This is a genomic window from Phocaeicola sp. GP0067 (genome assembly GCF_031119655.1).
In the GTDB taxonomy this organism is placed as follows: domain Bacteria; phylum Bacteroidota; class Bacteroidia; order Bacteroidales; family Bacteroidaceae; genus Phocaeicola; species Phocaeicola vulgatus.
In genome coordinates, this window is sequence record NZ_JAVHZY010000002.1 from 263,465 (window position 1) to 282,927 (window position 19,463).

Consider the following 19,463-nt stretch of genomic DNA (forward strand, 5'->3'; position numbering starts at 1 on the left):
ATTTTATTGTTCATTTACTAAAAGGTTAAGTTCATTTCCATACCGAAATAAGGCGATTCGGACGTTCTCCGTTGCAGTACGCCCCGTAACGTATAATCAGGATAAATACCCAAAAGCCGGTTTACATAAAAAGCCAGATTCAGATACTTACCGATCCGTTTACTCGCCTTCAAATTGATATCCATATAAAAAGGCACGGTAGTACGCTCAAAATAAGTGGCTGAATATTTCTCCACCAGATGCTGTAACTGAATATTGTTTTTATCCTCTTCGCGAAACGGATGCGTTTCACCGGATTGATCTATATAGCTTACTGGCACGCCATTATTCCACAAGTTCCGTCTGTTGGTATACCAAGTGCATTGTGCCGACGTAGAGAAAGTAAGTCCCAAACGCTGTATATAGGTATCAAACATAAAGTTCGTATTGAATGCCTGGCTTTCTGTTCCGTTGTCCCCATTGTACAATCCCACATATTTCAGCTGTTTATTGTCCAACAATATAGAAGAGGCCTTATATTGAGGAGAATCCGAATTATAAATTGTCTTTATCCAGGCTCCATACATAGTGACGCGAGTCTTGAGCGATTCTATTCGTTTGGAAGCGAACTGAAACTCCACTCCTTCTTTACACACCTTCATTACATTACCTTGTGTGGAATACACATCCAGATTATATTCATTTGTATAAGTCAACTGAGAAAGTTCTGGAGGAGCCGTCAATGCTGATCCGTCGATACTAGCAGGATCATATAGTTTATATGCCAATGACCTATAATAAGTGATATCATCAAAAGCATTATTCATCCGTTCGCGGAAATAAGTTATCGACAGGCGGTTTCCCTTATAGCTGACGTCGGCCCGCACTTCCCATTTCATGTTACGTGCTGGTTCCAATTGATAGTTTGTATTATCCCATTTATATGTCATCATATTGATACGGCGATAATCCGGATTGGTATGGTAATAATTCAACTGAATCAAATCTACATACTTAAAATCCGGATATAGCTGTGCGGTGGTCGGCATACGGCTGATCCAGCCCAAACCTCCCGAAAAGGAAACATCCCATCCGTTTGATACCGGTAAACTCCATTGCAAGTCCAGACGAAGATCGGGATATATCTTGCCCTGCATCTTATATTTAGTGTCCAGCCCCAATAAAGACTGCAAACGGATACCAGCCGTAAAAGCCAATTTATGTCTATTTACAGGAAGATTCAACACCTCCTCGGCATAGAAGGCGAAAGGTTGCAGCTCCGGTATATCCTTAAAACGGCGAGGCCGTGTACTCAAACTTTCACTGATGGGCCGTGTCACATCGAATACCTGGCCTTCTCCCAAATTCTTCTGATAATTCCATTCCATCCCCATATTCATCGCATTCTGTAATACCCCCAACGGGAAAGCCAACCGCGTACGGGCGGAAGCCGTAACATATAAAGGTTTACCATCAATATCCATCTGTGCCACATAATTATAAGGTAGATAGATGCCATCAAACTCTCCGGTTTCTGTCTGAGTAGCAATAGCTGCCGGACGATTCAGAGAAACGGACTTTATTTCACGCATCTTCTCCCACTGCTGACTGACAGAAGTAGCCACACCAACCTCACGAATCCATAAATGGGCCGGAAACTTCATGCTCCATTTCCCCGCTATCTTCAGGCTGTTAAAGTCCGATTTATAAGAATCTTCCTTTACTGTCGCATCTTTATCCCTCTTCGCATCATCAAACGAGCCGGTATAATCGGAACTGATATTCCAATGAATATTACGTTCATTCCATAACCATTTGCCATCCAAGCGGGCGGAAGCAGTAAGGCGAGTGTAATTTTTCACACTGTTACGCGGATCTATTTTGGACTCCAAATAGTTTAAATCAGCATTCAACACATAACGCCCGTTCCCATCCAGCCGAATTCCCTTGCCTACAGAAAACAGTTTACTGGTTTTATCAGCCTTAAAACGCGCAGACAAGGGGCTCTCATTCATTTTACGCTGAATGATTACCGCACCGTTTGCCACATTACCATAAGCCACGGAAGGAATGCCACGAATGATTTCCACCTTCTCAATATTATCGGTTGAGATGGTACGCATATCTATCCCTTTTGACATTGTGCTCGTTGCATTCACTGCGGAAGTACTGTTTGGCATATATTGCAGATTCGCATCCGTATTCTGGGAGATACCATCAATATAAAATCCAACTCCCAATGAAGAGATATCCTCCGTCTTACCTGTTTCACGTATCCGGATCAGATTGGCCTGCCCCATCTGAGGATCAGCCGACTTTCCTCCAGGTACTAATTCCATCAAGTCACTGAAACTGCTGGGCTGAAGATGTTTCATGGCTGTACGGTCAACGATAGAAGCGCTGGTAGCGCGTTTTGATTCAGAAGCGGTCACCACTACCTCGTTCAGCGCCATGACCGAAGGTTTTAAATAAAAGATTGCTGAAATATCCCCAATAACCTTCACTTCTTTTTCTGTAGAATCATATCCTAAATAGGATACAATAACCCGATAAGTTCCAGGATGGATATGTAGAAGTTCAAAATGTCCATTCGCATCTGTTATTCCCCCATAAACAATCTGCTTATCCACAAACAATTGAACTGTAGCGTAATCCAACGCTTTATGAGTCTGCTCATCCAGTACAGTTCCCCGAAATACAAATGTCTGCCCCCATAAAAGAGACACATTGCTACAAATTATAAATAAAAAAATATATGCAATCTTACAAATCATTTCATTCTCTATTGGTTTGCAAAATTACAATTCATAAAAGCTCGGCACAATCCCCATTTCTAGGTATATACTAAATTATACATAGATCGGAGATACCTACATGACGGTATACAATTTACAAATAAAATCACTTTCACCTAAACTTTATATTCACATTTTTTTTCAATGATAAGATAAATACATCTACTTTTTACCTATTTCAATGGGGAAAATGCCACGCCATATAAATACAGTTCATTATCAACATATTACCCCATAAGCAATGGTATGAAAGCATAATGGCATACAACTTTATATTACAAATCCATTGGCAGAATATTTATATCCGGCAGTCAAGGCACATCAGGTTTATTAAGTAATATCTATCCTTCAAATATTAAATTAGCAAATGAAGAAAAGCAACTGCAAAAAACACTATATTTGTGAAAATGAATTCAAATTAAACAGTTAGATTATGGGTACTTTAGGTTGCATCAATGACATGATGAGAAGAGATAAAGAAAATCGTGAACTACGAAAGGCAGGAAAGGAACGCTTGAATGAAACTAGAAACCGACTGATTGATTTGAACAAAAAAGGGCACTCCTCCCATCTATCCCTTGAGCAATTAGAAGAGATCAGAATAAAAACGCAAGAAAAAGAAGAAGCGGAAACCCACCAGCTCTTCAAAATAAAATTAATCATGTTAGGCATTGTTCTAATAGCAGGAGTTCTGATATGGATAGGAATTACTTTTCTTTAAAATTCCACTCTCTATTTTTCTTTCTTATTCCTTGAAAAAACCAATAAGAATTCTTATATTTGTGATACCAACTTGGAATAACCTTAAAAACAGATAGATATGAAAAGAATATTATTACTACTGGTTTTATGTTTAAACATAAGTATGGTGCTTGGACAAGAGTATAAAAATTGGGAAAAATATGATATAGAGGGATTCTATATTATTGCCAAATCAAAAGCAGAAGCCAAGATTAGCAAAAATGTATTGAGGGAGGGAGCAGATTATTATATCCTCACCGAAATGGATGACCAAGTATTCCCATCTGGTGTCAGCAAAAAAATAACTCCCAAACTCTATAAATTAAAAGATACTGAAATATACATATTTTTCAGCTTTCCTCCTTTCCTATTTGATGCCGATAATGGAATGATAGAGATTAAAGACAATAAAGGAACTTTTTTCAAAAAGCCAACACAATAAACATCAAGATACTCCATCACCAATATCTTCATCAACCACATTCATTATCCCTAAAGATGAAGAGGGAAAAGTATGCTATAAACATACACCATCCACAAAAGAAATAATATAAATTAAAATACCATGCCTAAAATTACAAACTGGCGGTTATAGCCTCAGCCAAATCTTCATAACTTGCCAACGGGTTATCCGTGAAAACACTACGGATAACCAACTCTTTATCTATGACATAAACACGAGGTATTCCCGATTTAGCAAACTGATAGTATACCGTGCGGTTTTCTTGGGCCGAATAGGGCAAGGTCAAATGATTTTCGTCCCAATAACGGACAATCTCTGCCGAGCTCTCTTCCCTGCTAATACAAACCATCCGGATTCTTCGACCGTAATCCGTATATATTTTTTGCAGCACAGGAAGTTCTTTCCGGCAGTCCGGACACCCCGTATGAAAAAACACAATCAAAGAAACCTCTCCTTTCAGAGTTTCGGAAGTTATTATTTGTCCATCATCCATTACCACAGAGAAAACAGGAATGCTCTCTCCTGTTTGTAAATCAACAGTACCTTCCTCCACATCATCATCAATACACGCCGTACACATTACACAGGTCCAAAGCAGAAAACAGACCGTTTTTATCCAATTCTTCATTTCCATTTTCATTTCCATTTTCATTTCCATTCCCATTTCCATTCCCATTTTTCTTCTTTACAAAGATAACATGATTTTCATGAAATTACTACTTTTGCAGCATGAAACAAGAATTAAAAGAAAACCAAGGACTACCTGCCTCCTTACTTTGGACGCTAGCAATTATTGCGGGAATCTCCGTTGCCAATTTATATTATAACCAACCTTTATTAAACCGCATCAGCCGTGATCTCCAAACATCCGAGTTCACCGCCAACCTGATAGCAATGATTACCCAAATAGGTTATGCCATCGGATTGCTGTTCATTATTCCTTTGGGAGATTTATTTAAAAGGAAAACCATTATTCTAATCAATTTCACAGTCCTGGTCGTTTCATTACTAACCATCGCACTGACTCCCTATATCCATCTCATTTTATTTGCCTCTCTACTGACCGGCATTTGTTCGGTGATGCCACAAATCTTTATCCCCATAGCTGCCCAATTTTCCACTCCCGAAACCAAGGGAAAAAATGTAGGTATGATTGTATCGGGATTGCTGACAGGTATCCTGGCCTCGCGCGTAGTAAGCGGAATTATCGGTGAATATTTAGGATGGCGGTTCATTTTCTTTGTGGCAGCCGGGATGATGGTGATATGTGTCATCATCATCATGCGTGTACTACCCGACATGCCGTGTAATTTCAAAGGCAGATACAGTGATCTGATGAAATCCTTGTTTTCATTGGTTATGGAATACCCCCAGTTGCGTATTTCTTCCTTACGTGCCGGAATTGCTTTCGGCTCATTTCTTGCTCTATGGACTTCATTGGCATTTAAGATGGAACAAGCCCCTTTTTTTGCGGGAAACAACATTGTAGGGTTATTGGGATTATGCGGCATAGCAGGAGCTCTCACCGCCTCGTATATAGGAAACTATGTACAGGTTTTGGGAGTCAAACGACTGAATTACATCGGTTGTGGTTTGATATTTGCAGCGTGGTTCTCGCTTTATTCCGGTCAGAACTCCTATGTGGGAATCATCATCGGAATTTTTATCATAGATATAGGCATGCAATGCATCCAATTGAGTAATCAGACTACGATTTTCTCTCTTAACCCGAAGGCGGCCAACCGTATCAACACCATTTTTATGACGACCTATTTTATTGGCGGTTCCATAGGTACACTTCTTGCCGGAATATTTTGGCACTGGTTTGGATGGCAGGGAGTAGTAGGAACAGGTATCACACTGGCAACCTGTTCCTTTATGATAAATATCTTTTCAAAAAAATAAATCAGGAATCCATATCGCTTAGATGCAATTCCAGCGCCTTGACCGAAATATAAATCTCGCGCACAGAAATCCCCAAAGAAATAATGAGCAGCACAAGCGCCAGTCCAAAAATATATACGGATATAAGGTAGAACTGTATATACATTAAAAACATACTGACCACACAAAGCAACAAACTTCCGATACCTGTCACCTGCATGGCACGTGTCAGATAAAGACGCTTGCGGAGATTAGCAATCTGTGCTGCTGTCACAGCCGAATGATTCTCACGATATTGGTCCTTCAACGTACGCACTAATTGAGCGTATGAAAGAAAACGATTAGTATATGCCAACATAATCAGCGATATGGCAGAAAATAATAAAGCAGGAGTTGTTAAATCTATTTCCATTTTTATAGGTATTTCAAAGTTAGAATATTGCAAAGATAAAGTAAATATCCCGATATTCTCCTTCCTTTTTACAATGAAAGGAATATCTTTGCAATAAAAATAATTCAAATAAACTAATATGCAAACCATAAAATTATACATAAAAGATTGGTTGGCTATCCATCCTTACATCCAACAACAGGCTACAGACAGATATTTTGTCGATCTGGCTAACCGATTATACTCCACTTGTACGATAAGAGAGATTCCCGAATCCATAAAAAAGAAATTATGTCTTTACACCGCTGCCTATTTTGAAGATGTCATTTCAGGTTTAGGTCTATGGCAAGCATTCATCAAAAAACATCTGGAACTATATGATACGTCACTTCCTTTCTATACCATCCGGCCGGATTATATAAAAGATGAGATCAATGAAGAAGATATCCGCTTCATCATTTGGAACACTTTAGAGAAGGCTCCATATAAACATCCGTATATCAATCCGATGGACAGGAATATCGAAGAAACCTCGCATTCATTTTTCCGGATATTGGATGAAGAGTATGAAACGGCTCCCGCCAATGACACGTTACAGGATTTCTTTATGGACTTCAAAGGAAAAGAGAACGCAAACCATAAACTACGCTGGCTGTTCGGACATACTTATCTCACAGAACCATCTGTACAAGAATATATTGCACAGGTTACAGAAACCGACAAATTCATCATTCCATGTGGCCCCCTTGCCCTGTTTCTTCATGAATGGATTGACCTGCTGACCAACGGAGAAACCGAATGTTGGGAAGAGATAGAAGGACTATACCCTGCCATTCCCGAAATATCGGATGAAATGAAGGAAAGGAACCACCATACCTATCAATTGTTCACGCAAGGCACAAACGGTGCCCGTATCGTATATCTGGAAGGATATAAGGAACTACACCGTTTCCTTACCCAAGTATTACAATGGCCGGACGATTCCAATCACACTTTGCCCCAAATGAAGGAACATAAGGATTTCATCATGATGGTGAATTCCGAAAAAGGTATTCTACTGGCGAAAGATATATGCAAATACATCAGTGACCCTCTTAACCCGATGTATGATGCCGCAACGGCTGCCCAAGAGGCATTCAGCCTGCTTACTATCCCGACCAAATGCCCACCGGACCTGATGGAATATGTAATAAACAACCACTATATCCCCGATGCACAATTCCCCGAATTTGGTGAAAGGGAACTGGTTCAAAAGAATGCGGACTTTATAGCCCGCCACTCCTTATTATATTACTACAGGGGAGATTAGACTCTCCCCACCGCTACTTCGTTCACCAAAAATCTACTTTCAGCAAAGTCTTTCACATTTTGCAGAGTAGTATGAGCAATATTCGTCATTGCTTCTTTGGTAAAGAATGCCTGATGAGAAGTCACAATCACATTGTTGAAAGACAAAAGACGGGCTAAAGTGTCATCATCAATAATCTTGTCGGACTTATCTTCATAAAAATAAGGCTCTTCTTCCTCGTATACATCCAGACCGGCATATCCTACCTTTTTAGTCTTCAGTCCCTCTATCAAGGCATTGGTGTGAATCAACTGCCCACGCCCCGTATTGATAATCATCACTCCGTCTTTCATTTTACTGATGGAATAATCATTAATCAGATACTTTGTCTGTTCTGTCAAAGGACAATGCAGGGAGATGATATCCGAACTATGATAAAGTTCATCCAAAGTACAATAAACCACCTGATGTTCACGGGCAAAATTGTAATCGGGATAAAGATCATATGCAAGAACATTCATACCGAATCCACGTAATATCTGAATTAAAATCTTGGCAATCTTACCCGTACCGATAATTCCGGCAGTCTTGCCATGCATATCAAATCCCATAAGCCCGTGCAGGGAGAAGTTCCCGTCACGTGTCCGCATTGTGGCACGGGGAATCTTGCGGTTGAGTGATAACATCAACGCCACTGTAAATTCGGCAACGGCATAAGGTGAATAAGCCGGTACCCGTACCACTTTCATCTTACCTGCCGTTGCCGCTAAATCCACATTATTATAACCTGCGCATCTTAAAGCCAGCAGTTTAACACCATTATCCGCCATTGCCCGGATAACTTCGGCATCAGCCGTATCGTTTACGAAGATACAAACCACATCCACTCCTTTGGTCAACACCACGTTATTCATATTCAAATGGCCTTTGTAATACCTGATATCAAAGCCAAACTTCTCATTAGCCTCCGTAAACGAGCGTTCGTCGTAGGGTTTCGTGTCGTAAAAAGCTATTTTATAAGCCATAATTGTTTTTCCATTTATAGTTCATATAAATAACAAAAACACGGCCCCTACTGTTCACATACTGACTTATAGTTTTTTCAGTTCCGTGTACAGGCGCTGTACAGGAAGCCCCATCACATTGAAGTAACTACCTGAAATACCACGGACACCAATGAAACCTATCCACTCTTGTATACCATAAGAACCAGCCTTATCCATCGGCTTGTAAACCCGGATATAATAATCGATCTCCTCATCGGACAATTCTGCAAACGTTACTTCTGTCACAGCTGAAAAACTTCGCTGAGCCCCGGCGGTAGTCAGACAAACTCCGGTTATCACCTGATGGGTCTTGCCGGAAAGCTTCCACAACATTTGCCGTGCATCATCCTCGTTATGAGGCTTGCCCATGACTACACCATCCAACCATACAATGGTATCGGCAGTAATAATCAATTCGTCCGGATGCATGGTATTCCGGTAAGCAGCCGCCTTCTCGCAAGCTATATACAAAGGGATTTCCTCTGCTTTCAATGTATCCGGATAGGTTTCCTCTATGCCGGGTAGTGTTTTTACTTCATATTTTATACCTAAGCCGGATAACAATTCTTTGCGGCGCGGAGAATTGGAAGCAAGGATTATTTTATATTTTTCTAAATTTTCCAACATAACTTTTCTTTATTTCATTACCACCCGAAGGCCTTTTCATGAGCCATCCATTTTCCTTGAGCCTTCAAGACCTGTTCCACCACGTCACGGCCACATCCATATCCCCCGTTACGATGAGAAATATAAACAGCTGTTTCCTTTATCTCAGGTGCCGCATCAGCAGGACAACAAGGCAGCCCACACAAACGCATCACTTCATAATCGGGAATATCATCGCCCATATAGAGTATCTCCTCATCCTGCAATCCATATTTTTCCTTCAAATGGGCATACTCCCGGGTCTTCACCGCAGCAGCCAGATAGACATCTTTGATACCTAGCCCCTCATAACGCTTACGCACCGCCTCGGTATTTCCACCGGTAATGATGGCAACATGCAGCCCGCATTTCACAGCCAACTGCAATGCATACCCATCCTTGATATTAACCGTACGCATGGGTTCACCATTGGGGTGCAAATAAATAGTTTCCGCACTCAATACCCCATCTACATCAAATACCAATGCCTTTATTTTCTTTAAATCATAGTTTATCATACCACTTATGAGTTCTTTCCCTCTTTATTTGCCTGAATGACAGACAAAGGGAGATTATGAATACTTTTACTTATCTTTTCGTACAATTCCTGCAAAGACTCCTCGTCCGCCAACATCTCCAAATGTTTGCTTATTACGTTTTCATCGTAGCGTACAGCCGGACCTGTCTGCGCCTGTGTGGGAGAAAGTTCATGTACTTTGCCGGCAGTTTCGTCTATCAGCGGAAGCATCACTTCAAAAGGAATCCCCTGCTTTTCCAGTATATGTGAACTTAATGCATACATATGGTTTGCAAAATTACAAGCAAAGACTGCCGCCAGATGCAAATACCTACGTTGCCCGGAAGTCACTTCATACACTTTAGGACTGAGACGAACTGCCACCATACGCAGCAATTCCACTTCTGCCGGAGCAGATGCTTCTATAAAAAAAGGTACAGTATTGAAATCCACTTCACGCTGCTTGCTAAAAGTCTGCATAGGATAAAGTACCCCATAGCGTTTTACCAATCCCTTCCATAAATCCATAGACATACTACCCGCCGTATGTACAAACAAGGCCTGCTCCCTTCCTTTCACCAATACAGGAGCCAATTGTCGCAAAACTGCATCTTTCAGCGCTACAATATACAAATCGGCATCCCGACGTATCTCGTCCGGCACAATTGTGTAGTCTACTGAAAGTCTGGCAGCCAATGCAGAAGCAGATTCCTCTGTACGGCTGTATACCTGCAAGATAAGACACCCCGCCTTTTGTAAAGCAATTCCCAGATGGGTTGCCACATTGCCGGCTCCTATCAGAACTATTTTCATCATCGGGTCGAAACTAAATATAAAATAACTCCCACCAGCAACAAAGCCGCCGGCAACAAATAAGCAGACATCTGTCCCAACAAAGCTATCACCAAACCGATATTCAATATCAGCCATATACCCGCCAATACAATTCCTACTGACTTATCGGCCTTGAACCAAAGGAAAATAACAGCTGCATACAGTAACAGATTGTCTTTCTGCATAACCCATGGCAACCCGTGTGAAGCAAATCCTATAAACTTATCGATCAGATAAAGCATCCCCATCACAATGAGAAACACCGCAGAAGCTTTATACGTATCCTTATGATTGACAGCAGCCACGTTTACTTGCCTCCATATTTATTAATGTGAATTTTCTCCCATTGTAAATGCTCCTCATTAAAAGGCTTGCGTTCCATACTCTTATGTCCTACCGCTATAATGGAAACCACCTGCAACTGCAACGGAATATCAAGCAACGTATGCACGTATTCACCCGAGGGCATCCCGGTAGCGGTAAAACGTTCACGCACCTGTATCCAACAACTTCCCAACCCCAAATCTTCTGCCTGCAACTGGATCATTATGGAAGCAATTGACGCATCTTCAATCCAGACATCACTAGCCAACGGATCAGCCATCACAACTACAGCCATAGCAGCATCCGCTAGGAAAGCCGCCCCCATCTCCTTACAATGGGAAAGTTTTTCCAACATATCCTTATCATCTACCACAATAAACTGCCAGCAATTGCTACGTTTAGAAGACGGAGCCATCAAAGCAGCCTTCAACAAAGCAACTACCTCTTCCTGTGTCAACTCTTGATCCGTGAACTTACGCATGCTGCGTCTGTTCTTTATTAAGTCACTAAATTGTTCCATAATATACCCTGTTAATTTATTTTTCTGCACAAATATACAACTAGAATGTGGATTGATAAACAAAAAACAATAAATTTGCAATTAGAGATGCCTGTCAGATTAAGTACATATCGCAAAGGAAATGCCATTCCCCCTCTGCCGGGAACAAACATTTTCCATTCTACCGAGCTGTTTCATGTCTTTGAAATGACCCGGGGATACGAACCTTTGCTTATCGTTGCCTATATAGGAAACCGTCCTGTAGGCAAACTGCTGGCAGTCATCCGGAAAAGTGTGCGCCTGTTTCCCCCCGCAATCATCAAACGATGCGAAATTTATGGCACAGGCGAGTATTTTGATGAAGAACAGAATAAGGAAGACCTGTTCGGGGAAATATTGGAACATCTCACCAACGAAGTATTATGCAAATCGTTCCTCATCGAGTTCCGCAACTTGGAAAATCCGCTATTCGGATACAAAGCCTTCAGAAGGAACAACTATTTCGCCATTAATTGGCTAAGAGTACGTAATTCACTGCACAGTAAAACTCCTTACGAACGGCTGAGCATGTCTCGCAGAAGACAAATAAACAAAGCTCTGAGAAATGGTGCCATCATGGAAATAGCCGACAATGAGAAAGATATACAAGATTTCTCACGAATGTTGAAAAAAGCCTATTCCTCACAGATAAGAAAACATTTCCCGGACATCGGCTTTTTCCGGTTATTAGCATGGCAGAACCCGGAAAAAGAATTAGCCAAAGTGTTTCTTGTGAAATATAAAGGCAAAATCATCGGTGGTTCTATCTGTCTTTTCTCAAAAGAAAGTGCCTACCTGTGGTTCTCAGGAAGTATGCGGAAAACCTATGCTTTTCTTTACCCCGGTATTCTGTCCGTATGGGCACCTATTACCTATGCTTACGAAAAAGGATATGCACATTTGGAATTCATGGATGCAGGATTACCGTTCAAAAAGCACGGTTACAGGGACTTTGTACTCCGCTTTGGCGGCAAGCAGAGCAGTACACGCCGCTGGTTCCGCTTCAGTTGGAAGTGGCTGAACAAACTCTTGTGCAAATTCTATATTTAACTCATTTTTGTCTTTTTGTCTAAAGTGTTGTGAAGCATCTTGCAAATAAGAAATAAAATTGAAGAAATATTTCTTTATTTAACTCGAAATTACTTTCTTTGTGCAGTTTTATCTGAAAACTTGAGTATAAAACCAAACTATTAAAATTATAAGATCATGAAAATCTCACACATTGAACACCTGGGCATTGCCGTAAAGAGCATTGAAGAGGCCCTGCCGTATTATGAAAACGTATTAGGTCTGAAATGCTACAATATCGAAACAGTAGAGGATCAGAAAGTTAAAACCGCTTTTCTGAAAGTAGGTGATGTTAAAATAGAACTGCTGGAACCTACAAGCCCCGAAAGCACTATCGCAAAGTTCATTGAAAAAAATAATGGCAACGGTGGTATGCATCATTTGGCTTTTGCAGTGGAAGATGGTGTGGCAAATGCGTTAGCCGAAGCTGAAACCACCGGCATCCGTCTCATTGACAAAGCTCCGCGTAAAGGTGCTGAAGGTTTGCAAATTGCTTTTTTACATCCCAAATCAACTTTGGGCGTCCTGACCGAGCTTTGCGAAAAACCATAAAACACGAGATCTGACTATTCACGATTGAAGTCAGTATATTTAGTCTGGTTCAAGCGTAAATAGAATTATTTTTTAATCGTAAATTGTAAAATCATAAGTAAAATGAGCAATCAACTTGAAAAAATAAAAGAGCTTATCGAACGCCGGGCTACAGCACGCATGGGTGGAGGTGATAAAGCAATTGCAAAACAGCATGATAAAGGAAAATATACAGCCCGCGAACGCATAGCCATGCTGCTGGATGAGGGCAGTTTCGAAGAAATGGATATGTTTGTGGAACACAGATGCACCAATTTCGGCATGGAGAAAAAACATTATCCGGGCGACGGTGTAGTAACAGGTTGTGGTACCATAGAAGGACGTTTAGTTTACATCTTTGCACAGGATTTCACTGTTTCTGCCGGTTCTCTTTCAGAAACAATGTCTCTGAAAATATGCAAAGTAATGGATCAAGCTATGAAAATGGGTGCTCCCTGTATCGGTATCAACGACTCGGGTGGCGCACGTATTCAAGAAGGTATCAATGCATTGGCCGGTTATGCTGAAATTTTCCAACGCAATATTCTTGCTTCAGGTGTTATTCCGCAGATCTCAGGTATTTTCGGTCCTTGTGCAGGCGGAGCTGTTTACTCTCCTGCGCTGACAGACTTCACCTTGATGATGGAAGGCACATCATATATGTTCCTTACCGGACCGAAAGTGGTAAAGACTGTTACAGGTGAAGATGTAAGCCAGGAAAACTTAGGTGGTGCAAGCGTTCATTCAACCAAATCCGGTGTTACTCATTTTACTGCCAAGACGGAAGAAGAAGGGTTAGCCATGATCCGCAAATTGTTAAGCTATATTCCTCAGAACAATCTGGAAGAAGCTCCCTATGTAGACTGTACCGATCCTATCGACCGTCTGGAAGACTCTTTGAACGAAATTATCCCCGACAGCCCCAACAAACCATACGATATGTATGAGGTGATCAGCGCCATCGTAGATAATGGTGAGTTTTTGGAAGTCCAACCTCACTACGCTAAAAATATCATCATTGGTTTCGCACGTTTCAACGGCCAGTCTGTAGGTATTGTTGCCAACCAACCCAAATACCTAGCGGGTGTGCTTGACAGCAATGCGTCACGCAAAGGTGCTCGTTTTGTACGTTTCTGCGACGCTTTCAATATACCTCTTGTTTCATTGGTAGATGTTCCGGGATTCCTTCCGGGTACAGGACAAGAATACAACGGTGTAATCCTCCACGGTGCCAAGTTGCTGTATGCTTACGGCGAAGCGACTGTACCCAAAGTGACAATTACCCTGCGTAAATCATACGGCGGATCTCACATTGTAATGAGCTGTAAACAACTTCGCGGTGATATGAATTATGCATGGCCTACTGCCGAAATCGCCGTTATGGGTGGTGCAGGTGCAGTAGAAGTATTATACGCACGCGAAGCCAAAGAACAGGAAAATCCTGCCGCATTCCTAGCCGAAAAAGAAGCTGAATACACCAAGCTGTTCGCCAATCCTTACAATGCTGCCAAATATGGCTACATTGATGATGTGATTGAACCGCGTAATACCCGTTTCCGCATCATCCGTGCATTGCAACAGTTGCAGACTAAGAAATTAACCAATCCGGCTAAGAAGCATGGTAATATTCCTCTTTAATTAAAAATTAAAAATTGAGAATTGAACATGAAGAAATTAAATATAGGAATATTCCTTTCTTTGCTGCTGATGGTGGGGTTATGTTCTTGTGGAGAACAGAAATCGAACACCAAGCTGGTACTGAATGAAGTGCTGATTGAAAATGAAAGCAATTTCCAGGATGACTACGGAGTACACAGCGCATGGATTGAAATATTCAACAGATCATTTGGTAGCGCAGACCTTGCCGGTTGTTTACTGAAGGTGAGCAGCCAGCCTGGAGATACTGCTACTTATTTTATCCCTAAAGGTGATGTATTGACTTTGGTCAAACCTCGCCAGCACGCTTTATTCTGGGCAGACGGCGAACCCAACCGCGGTACTTTCCACACTAATTTCACACTGAATGCCGCAACCGACAATTGGATTGGATTGTATGATTCAGGCAAAAAATTATTGGATCAGATTATTGTTCCGGCAGGCACATTGCAAGCAAACCAATCATACGCACGTGTCAGCGACGCAGCAAATGAATGGGAGGTGAAAGGTTCCAGCGCAGACAAATATGTGACTCCGAGCACCAATAACAAGACTATCAACAGTCATGCAAAGATGGAAAAATTCGAAGAACACGACGGTAGTGGTATCGGTATGGCCATCTCTGCTATGAGCGTTGTATTCTGCGGTCTTCTTTTACTTTTCATTCTCTTCAAATGTGTAGGTAAGATTTCTGTAAACCTGAGCAAGCGCAATGCCATGAAGGTAAAAGGTATTACCGACAAGCAAGAAGCCAAAGAAAAGAAATTGGGTGAAGCTCCGGGCGAAGTATTCGCCGCTATCGCCATGGCCATGCATGAAATGCAAAGCGATGTACATGACGTGGAAGAAACCGTTCTTACCATTACCCGTGTAAAACGTAGTTATTCACCGTGGAGTTCCAAGATTTATACCTTGCGTGAAACTCCCCACAAAAAGTAAGTCACCAATAAAAAGATAAAATGATGAAAGAATATAAATATAAGATCAACGGTAACGTATACAAAGTTGCCATTGGAGATATAGAAGACAATATCGCTCATGTTGAAGTGAACGGTACTCCTTACAAAGTGGAAATGGAAAAAGCTCCGAAAGCTGTAGTGAAACCGGTAGTTCGTCCTGTATCAACCAGCCCTGCTCCGGCACCAGCTACAGTAGTAAAGCCTGCTGCAACTTCTACAGGTAAATCGGGCGTTAAATCTCCGTTGCCGGGGGTAATCCTTGATATCAAGGTAAATGTGGGTGATACCGTAAAAAAGGGGCAAACCATCATTATCCTTGAAGCTATGAAGATGGAAAATAACATCAATGCAGACAAAGACGGCAAGATCACCGCAATCAATGTAAGTAAAGGAGAATCCGTTCTCGAAGGTACTGACCTTGTAATTATTGAATAATATGGGAGAATTTATCAACTTTTTAGGGAATAACCTAGCTGACTTTTGGACATATACGGGTTTTGCCAATGCTACTGTTGGTCATATCGTAATGATCCTGATAGGTTTATTCTTCATATACCTTGCCGTGGCCAAGGAATTTGAGCCGATGTTGCTCATTCCTATCGGTTTCGGTATCTTGATCGGTAATATTCCTTTCAACATGGAAGCCGGACTGAAAGTCGGCATCTATGAGGAAGGTTCTGTTCTTAATATTTTATATCAAGGAGTTACCTCCGGATGGTATCCACCACTTATCTTTTTAGGTATCGGTGCAATGACGGATTTCTCGGCATTGATTTCAAATCCTAAACTGATGTTGATTGGTGCTGCCGCACAGTTTGGTATTTTCGGTGCATACATGATTGCATTGGCAATGGGCTTTGATCCGATGCAGGCTGGTGCTATCGGCATCATCGGTGGTGCGGACGGTCCGACAGCAATCTTCCTTTCATCCAAACTGGCGCCTAACCTGATGGGAGCTATTGCGGTATCTGCCTATTCATACATGGCATTGGTACCGGTTATCCAGCCGCCTATCATGCGTCTGCTCACTACCAAGCACGAACGTTTGATCCGTATGAAACCACCACGCGTCGTTTCTCATACAGAAAAAGTAATGTTCCCTATCATTGGTTTGTTGCTTACTTGTTTTCTGGTTCCGTCGGGTCTGCCTCTATTGGGTATGCTTTTCTTTGGTAACTTATTGAAAGAAAGCGGTGTAACCCGTCGCTTGGCAGAAACTGCCCGCGGTCCGCTGATTGATACCATTACCATCTTATTAGGATTGACAGTAGGTGCTTCCACGCAAGCTTCAGAATTCCTTACCATTGATTCGATTTTGATTTTCGCGCTGGGTGCATTGTCATTCATCATTGCTACCGCTTCGGGAGTTATCTTCGTAAAGATATTCAACTTGGTATTAGGTAAGGATAACAAAATCAATCCGCTTATCGGCAATGCCGGTGTATCTGCTGTTCCTGACTCGGCACGTATCTCTCAGGTTATCGGTCTGGAATATGATCCTACCAACTACTTGCTGATGCATGCCATGGGTCCCAACGTAGCCGGTGTAATCGGTTCTGCCGTAGCTGCCGGTATTTTACTTGGGTTCTTGATGTAATTCATTGAACAACAATAAATAAAATCCTCTTCAACTAATATGTGGAAGAGGATTTTTTATTGATATAGATTAAGAAATGAATGATTTATTATGATTTTTGAACGATTAGTTATATAAGATATGCTGAAAAACATATAAATTTGCCGCCGTAAAACCAAACTAAATTAAACGAAGATGGAAAAGAAAACAGTTAAGTACCATATTCCCCAACACGGAATATATATGTACGCACGTACTAATTCTGGGAAAACTGAACTCATTGTCCTAAACAGCACCGATGCCGAACAAGTGGTGGCAAATGACCACTACCGCATAATGACAAATGATTCAAAAAGCGGTAAAGAACTTATCAGTGGCAAAAAAATTGACCTTACCAAAAATATGACAGTCGGTGCACGTCAATCATTGATTATTGAATTATAATTGTTTTTTTAAGGTAAGAAGGTAAAATGAGAAAGTAAGAATAAAGGCGGCTTTTATTAAAGGGCCGCCTTTATTTATATCTCTGTCCACCTCTTTTATTTACGTGAAACAATTGTCCCTGTAGCTTGATTAGTAGGCATAACCAACATTTCTGCAATCTGCATATATTCCGGTACGGAAGCTGCAAAATAAACCGTTTCCGCAATATCATCTCCCGTCAATGGACGAATGCCTTTATATACATTATCCGCCTTTTCCTTATCTCCCCGGAAACGAACAACTGAAAAATTTGTTTCCACCAGCCCCGGTTTGATATTAGTCACTCTCAATGGAGTATCAACTAAATCTATACGCAGTCCATCCGATAAAGCTTTCACAGCAGCCTTTGTAGCACAATACACACTACCTCCCGGATAAGCAGCATCTCCGGCAATAGAACCAATATTAATAATATGTCCTCGTTTACGTTCCACCATTCCCGGTACGATCAGGCGTGTCATTGCCAGCAAAGCCTTAATATTAGTATCTATGACAATATCCCACTCATCCAGACTGCCTTCCTGTTCTTTATCCGTACCGATAACCAACCCAGCATTATTCACCAATATATCAATGGATTGCCATTCCTTGGGCAATGATTCCAAAGCAGACGTTGCCGCTTTACGGTCGCGCACGTCAAAAGGAAGCAAATATATTTTCGCACCATATTGCTTTTCTAATTCTTCTTTCAATGCACTCAGTTTATTTACGTTACGGGCATTTAAAATCAAACTTGCTCCCTGTGAAGCAAACTTGCGAGCGCATCCGGCACCGATACCGCTGGAAGCTCCTGTGATAAAAACAATCTTATCCATTTTATTATTTCGATTTATTAAAGAACTTACTGAAAAATAGTATTTGATAGTCTATGGCATTATTCCAATACCTGCCTGTATGCCCACCCGGACGGATGATAAAGTCATGATTTATTTTCTTCTTCAACAGTTTTTCGTGTACAGCCTTATTCACTTCCAGAAAAAAATCATCACAACCGCAATCTATTATAACAGCCAAATCACCATTCTTTATCTTATCCAACTGATTAATTACCGTATGTTCGTCCCATCTCTGCTTGTTGCTCGCTTCTTCACCTAATTGCTTCTTCATCTCCCAATTATTGGGAAACGGACGGATATCTAAACCTCCACTCATACTACCTCCTCCTCCAAAGACATCTTTATGACGGATGGATAACCATAAACTTCCATGACCACCCATACTTAACCCGGTGACAGCACGTCCCCCTCTCTCCGCTTTCGTAGTAAAATTCTTATCAATATAGTTCACCAATTCTTTTGACACGAATGTTTCATAACGGTACTCCTTGTTCAAAGGGCTGTCCCAATACCAACTGTTCTTCCCGTCCGGACAAACAAAAATGATTCCTTCCTTATCAGCTATCCGAGGTAATTCCGGTTTTATCCCGAGCCATGTTCCCGCATTGCCCCCATATCCGTGAAGCAGATAAAGTACGGGACATTTTTCACCTGCCATGGCTTTATCCGGACAGATGGTAATTACCTGAACCTCTTTATTCATTGCATCGCTATGTACCGACAAAGTATCCACCTTAGCTGCCTGCATTCCTACAGACAAACAGCAGCTTCCTATCAAAAAAGCCCAATATCGTTTTTTCATGTATATAAAAAATTACCCGATGTAAAGGTACAATATAATTTGCAATTTAGTTGCATCTTCTTTCCGCT

Annotated in this window: 22 protein-coding genes; 11 read left to right on the top strand and 11 right to left on the bottom strand. The window is 41.3% G+C overall.

Annotated elements, in window-relative coordinates; translation table 11 throughout:
• Positions 1–17: 17 nt before the first annotated feature.
• Complete coding sequence (locus tag RE317_RS02980; RefSeq protein WP_008782093.1) at positions 18–2,753, bottom strand: carboxypeptidase-like regulatory domain-containing protein; 2,736 nt, start codon at positions 2,751–2,753, stop codon at positions 18–20.
• 454 nt (positions 2,754–3,207) lie between these two features.
• Here RE317_RS02980 and RE317_RS02985 point away from each other — a divergent pair, with 454 nt between their 5' ends.
• Together RE317_RS02985 and RE317_RS02990 are read left to right on the top strand one after the other, a co-directional pair.
• On the top strand, positions 3,208–3,495 hold the full coding sequence (locus tag RE317_RS02985; RefSeq protein ID WP_008670518.1) for a hypothetical protein: 288 nt from the start codon (positions 3,208–3,210) through the stop codon (positions 3,493–3,495).
• Positions 3,496–3,594: 99 nt separating this feature from the next.
• Positions 3,595–3,957: a hypothetical protein gene (locus RE317_RS02990; RefSeq protein WP_005848268.1), complete on the top strand. Its 363-nt coding sequence runs from the start codon at positions 3,595–3,597 to the stop codon at positions 3,955–3,957.
• 133 nt (positions 3,958–4,090) lie between these two features.
• On the opposite strand, the gene RE317_RS02995 is transcribed toward RE317_RS02990, so the two are convergent.
• Positions 4,091–4,606 carry a TlpA disulfide reductase family protein gene (locus RE317_RS02995; RefSeq protein WP_032939199.1) on the bottom strand — a complete coding sequence of 172 codons (516 nt, stop codon included), beginning with the start codon at positions 4,604–4,606 and terminating at the stop codon, positions 4,091–4,093.
• A gap of 101 nt (positions 4,607–4,707) precedes the next feature.
• Between RE317_RS02995 and RE317_RS03000 the strand changes: the two genes are divergently transcribed.
• Complete coding sequence (locus RE317_RS03000) at positions 4,708–5,883, top strand: MFS transporter (protein WP_008670514.1); 1,176 nt, start codon at positions 4,708–4,710, stop codon at positions 5,881–5,883.
• A gap of 1 nt (position 5,884) precedes the next feature.
• On the opposite strand, the gene RE317_RS03005 is transcribed toward RE317_RS03000, so the two are convergent.
• On the bottom strand, positions 5,885–6,274 hold the full coding sequence (locus tag RE317_RS03005) for a DUF2721 domain-containing protein (protein WP_005848274.1): 390 nt from the start codon (positions 6,272–6,274) through the stop codon (positions 5,885–5,887).
• 118 nt (positions 6,275–6,392) lie between these two features.
• On the opposite strand from RE317_RS03005, the gene RE317_RS03010 reads away from it, so the two are divergent.
• On the top strand, positions 6,393–7,562 hold the full coding sequence (locus RE317_RS03010) for a DUF3843 family protein (RefSeq protein WP_008670511.1): 1,170 nt from the start codon (positions 6,393–6,395) through the stop codon (positions 7,560–7,562).
• Here RE317_RS03010 and RE317_RS03015 read toward each other — a convergent pair.
• From RE317_RS03015 to RE317_RS03040, 6 genes are all read right to left on the bottom strand, one after another.
• Positions 7,559–8,566 carry a 2-hydroxyacid dehydrogenase gene (locus tag RE317_RS03015; protein ID WP_008670509.1) on the bottom strand — a complete coding sequence of 336 codons (1,008 nt, stop codon included), beginning with the start codon at positions 8,564–8,566 and terminating at the stop codon, positions 7,559–7,561. The genes RE317_RS03010 and RE317_RS03015 overlap by 4 nt on opposite strands.
• A gap of 66 nt (positions 8,567–8,632) precedes the next feature.
• Positions 8,633–9,214 (bottom strand): Maf-like protein, encoded by a 582-nt coding sequence (locus RE317_RS03020; RefSeq protein ID WP_008670508.1) that lies wholly within the window; start codon positions 9,212–9,214, stop codon positions 8,633–8,635.
• A 17-nt stretch (positions 9,215–9,231) separates the two neighbouring features.
• Positions 9,232–9,750: an HAD family hydrolase gene (locus RE317_RS03025; protein WP_005847432.1), complete on the bottom strand. Its 519-nt coding sequence runs from the start codon at positions 9,748–9,750 to the stop codon at positions 9,232–9,234.
• 5 nt (positions 9,751–9,755) lie between these two features.
• Entirely contained in the window at positions 9,756–10,562 is an 807-nt protein-coding gene (locus RE317_RS03030) for a Rossmann-like and DUF2520 domain-containing protein (RefSeq protein WP_008670504.1), read from the bottom strand.
• Positions 10,562–10,888: a hypothetical protein gene (locus RE317_RS03035; protein WP_005848281.1), complete on the bottom strand. Its 327-nt coding sequence runs from the start codon at positions 10,886–10,888 to the stop codon at positions 10,562–10,564. Before RE317_RS03035 ends, RE317_RS03030 begins: the two co-directional genes overlap by 1 nt.
• Positions 10,889–10,890: 2 nt before the next feature.
• Positions 10,891–11,427 carry a nitroreductase family protein gene (locus tag RE317_RS03040; protein ID WP_008670502.1) on the bottom strand — a complete coding sequence of 179 codons (537 nt, stop codon included), beginning with the start codon at positions 11,425–11,427 and terminating at the stop codon, positions 10,891–10,893.
• A 45-nt stretch (positions 11,428–11,472) separates the two neighbouring features.
• Between RE317_RS03040 and RE317_RS03045 the strand changes: the two genes are divergently transcribed.
• The 7 genes from RE317_RS03045 (at position 11,473) to RE317_RS03075 (ending at position 17,718) form a co-directional block, all read left to right on the top strand.
• The gene (locus RE317_RS03045; protein WP_008782090.1) at positions 11,473–12,495 is read left to right on the top strand and encodes a GNAT family N-acetyltransferase; all 1,023 of its coding nucleotides are present in this window, start codon (positions 11,473–11,475) and stop codon (positions 12,493–12,495) included.
• Positions 12,496–12,651: 156 nt separating this feature from the next.
• On the top strand, positions 12,652–13,065 hold the full coding sequence (gene mce / locus RE317_RS03050) for a methylmalonyl-CoA epimerase (RefSeq protein WP_005847427.1): 414 nt from the start codon (positions 12,652–12,654) through the stop codon (positions 13,063–13,065).
• A 102-nt stretch (positions 13,066–13,167) separates the two neighbouring features.
• Positions 13,168–14,721 (top strand): acyl-CoA carboxylase subunit beta, encoded by a 1,554-nt coding sequence (locus tag RE317_RS03055; protein ID WP_005847426.1) that lies wholly within the window; start codon positions 13,168–13,170, stop codon positions 14,719–14,721.
• Between the two features lie 27 nt (positions 14,722–14,748).
• Entirely contained in the window at positions 14,749–15,678 is a 930-nt protein-coding gene (locus RE317_RS03060; protein ID WP_005847425.1) for an OadG family transporter subunit, read from the top strand.
• A gap of 23 nt (positions 15,679–15,701) precedes the next feature.
• A complete protein-coding gene (locus tag RE317_RS03065; protein ID WP_005848289.1) occupies positions 15,702–16,133 on the top strand; it encodes a biotin/lipoyl-containing protein in 432 nt (143 codons plus the stop codon).
• Between the two features lies 1 nt (position 16,134).
• Positions 16,135–17,295, top strand: a complete 1,161-nt coding sequence (locus tag RE317_RS03070; RefSeq protein WP_005848291.1) for a sodium ion-translocating decarboxylase subunit beta — start codon at positions 16,135–16,137, stop codon at positions 17,293–17,295.
• 174 nt (positions 17,296–17,469) lie between these two features.
• The gene (locus RE317_RS03075; RefSeq protein ID WP_005848293.1) at positions 17,470–17,718 is read left to right on the top strand and encodes a cyclomaltodextrinase C-terminal domain-containing protein; all 249 of its coding nucleotides are present in this window, start codon (positions 17,470–17,472) and stop codon (positions 17,716–17,718) included.
• A 95-nt stretch (positions 17,719–17,813) separates the two neighbouring features.
• On the opposite strand, the gene RE317_RS03080 is transcribed toward RE317_RS03075, so the two are convergent.
• Positions 17,814–18,572, bottom strand: coding sequence for an SDR family oxidoreductase (locus RE317_RS03080; RefSeq protein ID WP_005848295.1), 759 nt, complete (start codon positions 18,570–18,572; stop codon positions 17,814–17,816).
• Positions 18,573–18,576: 4 nt separating this feature from the next.
• Positions 18,577–19,395 (bottom strand): alpha/beta hydrolase family protein, encoded by an 819-nt coding sequence (locus RE317_RS03085; RefSeq protein WP_008670500.1) that lies wholly within the window; start codon positions 19,393–19,395, stop codon positions 18,577–18,579.
• Positions 19,396–19,463: the final 68 nt, after the last annotated feature.

Bases quoted from the DNA above. Each gene is read 5' to 3' on its own strand.
- RE317_RS02980 (WP_008782093.1), bottom strand. From the start codon at position 2,753: ATGATTTGTAAGATTGCATATATTTTTTTATTTATAATTTGTAGCAAT.
- RE317_RS02985 (WP_008670518.1), top strand. From the start codon at position 3,208: ATGGGTACTTTAGGTTGCATCAATGACATGATGAGAAGAGATAAAGAA.
- RE317_RS02990 (WP_005848268.1), top strand. From the start codon at position 3,595: ATGAAAAGAATATTATTACTACTGGTTTTATGTTTAAACATAAGTATG.
- RE317_RS02995 (WP_032939199.1), bottom strand. From the start codon at position 4,606: ATGAAGAATTGGATAAAAACGGTCTGTTTTCTGCTTTGGACCTGTGTA.
- RE317_RS03000 (WP_008670514.1), top strand. From the start codon at position 4,708: ATGAAACAAGAATTAAAAGAAAACCAAGGACTACCTGCCTCCTTACTT.
- RE317_RS03005 (WP_005848274.1), bottom strand. From the start codon at position 6,274: ATGGAAATAGATTTAACAACTCCTGCTTTATTATTTTCTGCCATATCG.
- RE317_RS03010 (WP_008670511.1), top strand. From the start codon at position 6,393: ATGCAAACCATAAAATTATACATAAAAGATTGGTTGGCTATCCATCCT.
- RE317_RS03015 (WP_008670509.1), bottom strand. From the start codon at position 8,566: ATGGCTTATAAAATAGCTTTTTACGACACGAAACCCTACGACGAACGC.
- RE317_RS03020 (WP_008670508.1), bottom strand. From the start codon at position 9,214: ATGTTGGAAAATTTAGAAAAATATAAAATAATCCTTGCTTCCAATTCT.
- RE317_RS03025 (WP_005847432.1), bottom strand. From the start codon at position 9,750: ATGATAAACTATGATTTAAAGAAAATAAAGGCATTGGTATTTGATGTA.
- RE317_RS03030 (WP_008670504.1), bottom strand. From the start codon at position 10,562: ATGAAAATAGTTCTGATAGGAGCCGGCAATGTGGCAACCCATCTGGGA.
- RE317_RS03040 (WP_008670502.1), bottom strand. From the start codon at position 11,427: ATGGAACAATTTAGTGACTTAATAAAGAACAGACGCAGCATGCGTAAG.
- RE317_RS03045 (WP_008782090.1), top strand. From the start codon at position 11,473: ATGTGGATTGATAAACAAAAAACAATAAATTTGCAATTAGAGATGCCT.
- mce (WP_005847427.1), top strand. From the start codon at position 12,652: ATGAAAATCTCACACATTGAACACCTGGGCATTGCCGTAAAGAGCATT.
- RE317_RS03055 (WP_005847426.1), top strand. From the start codon at position 13,168: ATGAGCAATCAACTTGAAAAAATAAAAGAGCTTATCGAACGCCGGGCT.
- RE317_RS03060 (WP_005847425.1), top strand. From the start codon at position 14,749: ATGAAGAAATTAAATATAGGAATATTCCTTTCTTTGCTGCTGATGGTG.
- RE317_RS03065 (WP_005848289.1), top strand. From the start codon at position 15,702: ATGAAAGAATATAAATATAAGATCAACGGTAACGTATACAAAGTTGCC.
- RE317_RS03070 (WP_005848291.1), top strand. From the start codon at position 16,135: ATGGGAGAATTTATCAACTTTTTAGGGAATAACCTAGCTGACTTTTGG.
- RE317_RS03075 (WP_005848293.1), top strand. From the start codon at position 17,470: ATGGAAAAGAAAACAGTTAAGTACCATATTCCCCAACACGGAATATAT.
- RE317_RS03080 (WP_005848295.1), bottom strand. From the start codon at position 18,572: ATGGATAAGATTGTTTTTATCACAGGAGCTTCCAGCGGTATCGGTGCC.
- RE317_RS03085 (WP_008670500.1), bottom strand. From the start codon at position 19,395: ATGAAAAAACGATATTGGGCTTTTTTGATAGGAAGCTGCTGTTTGTCT.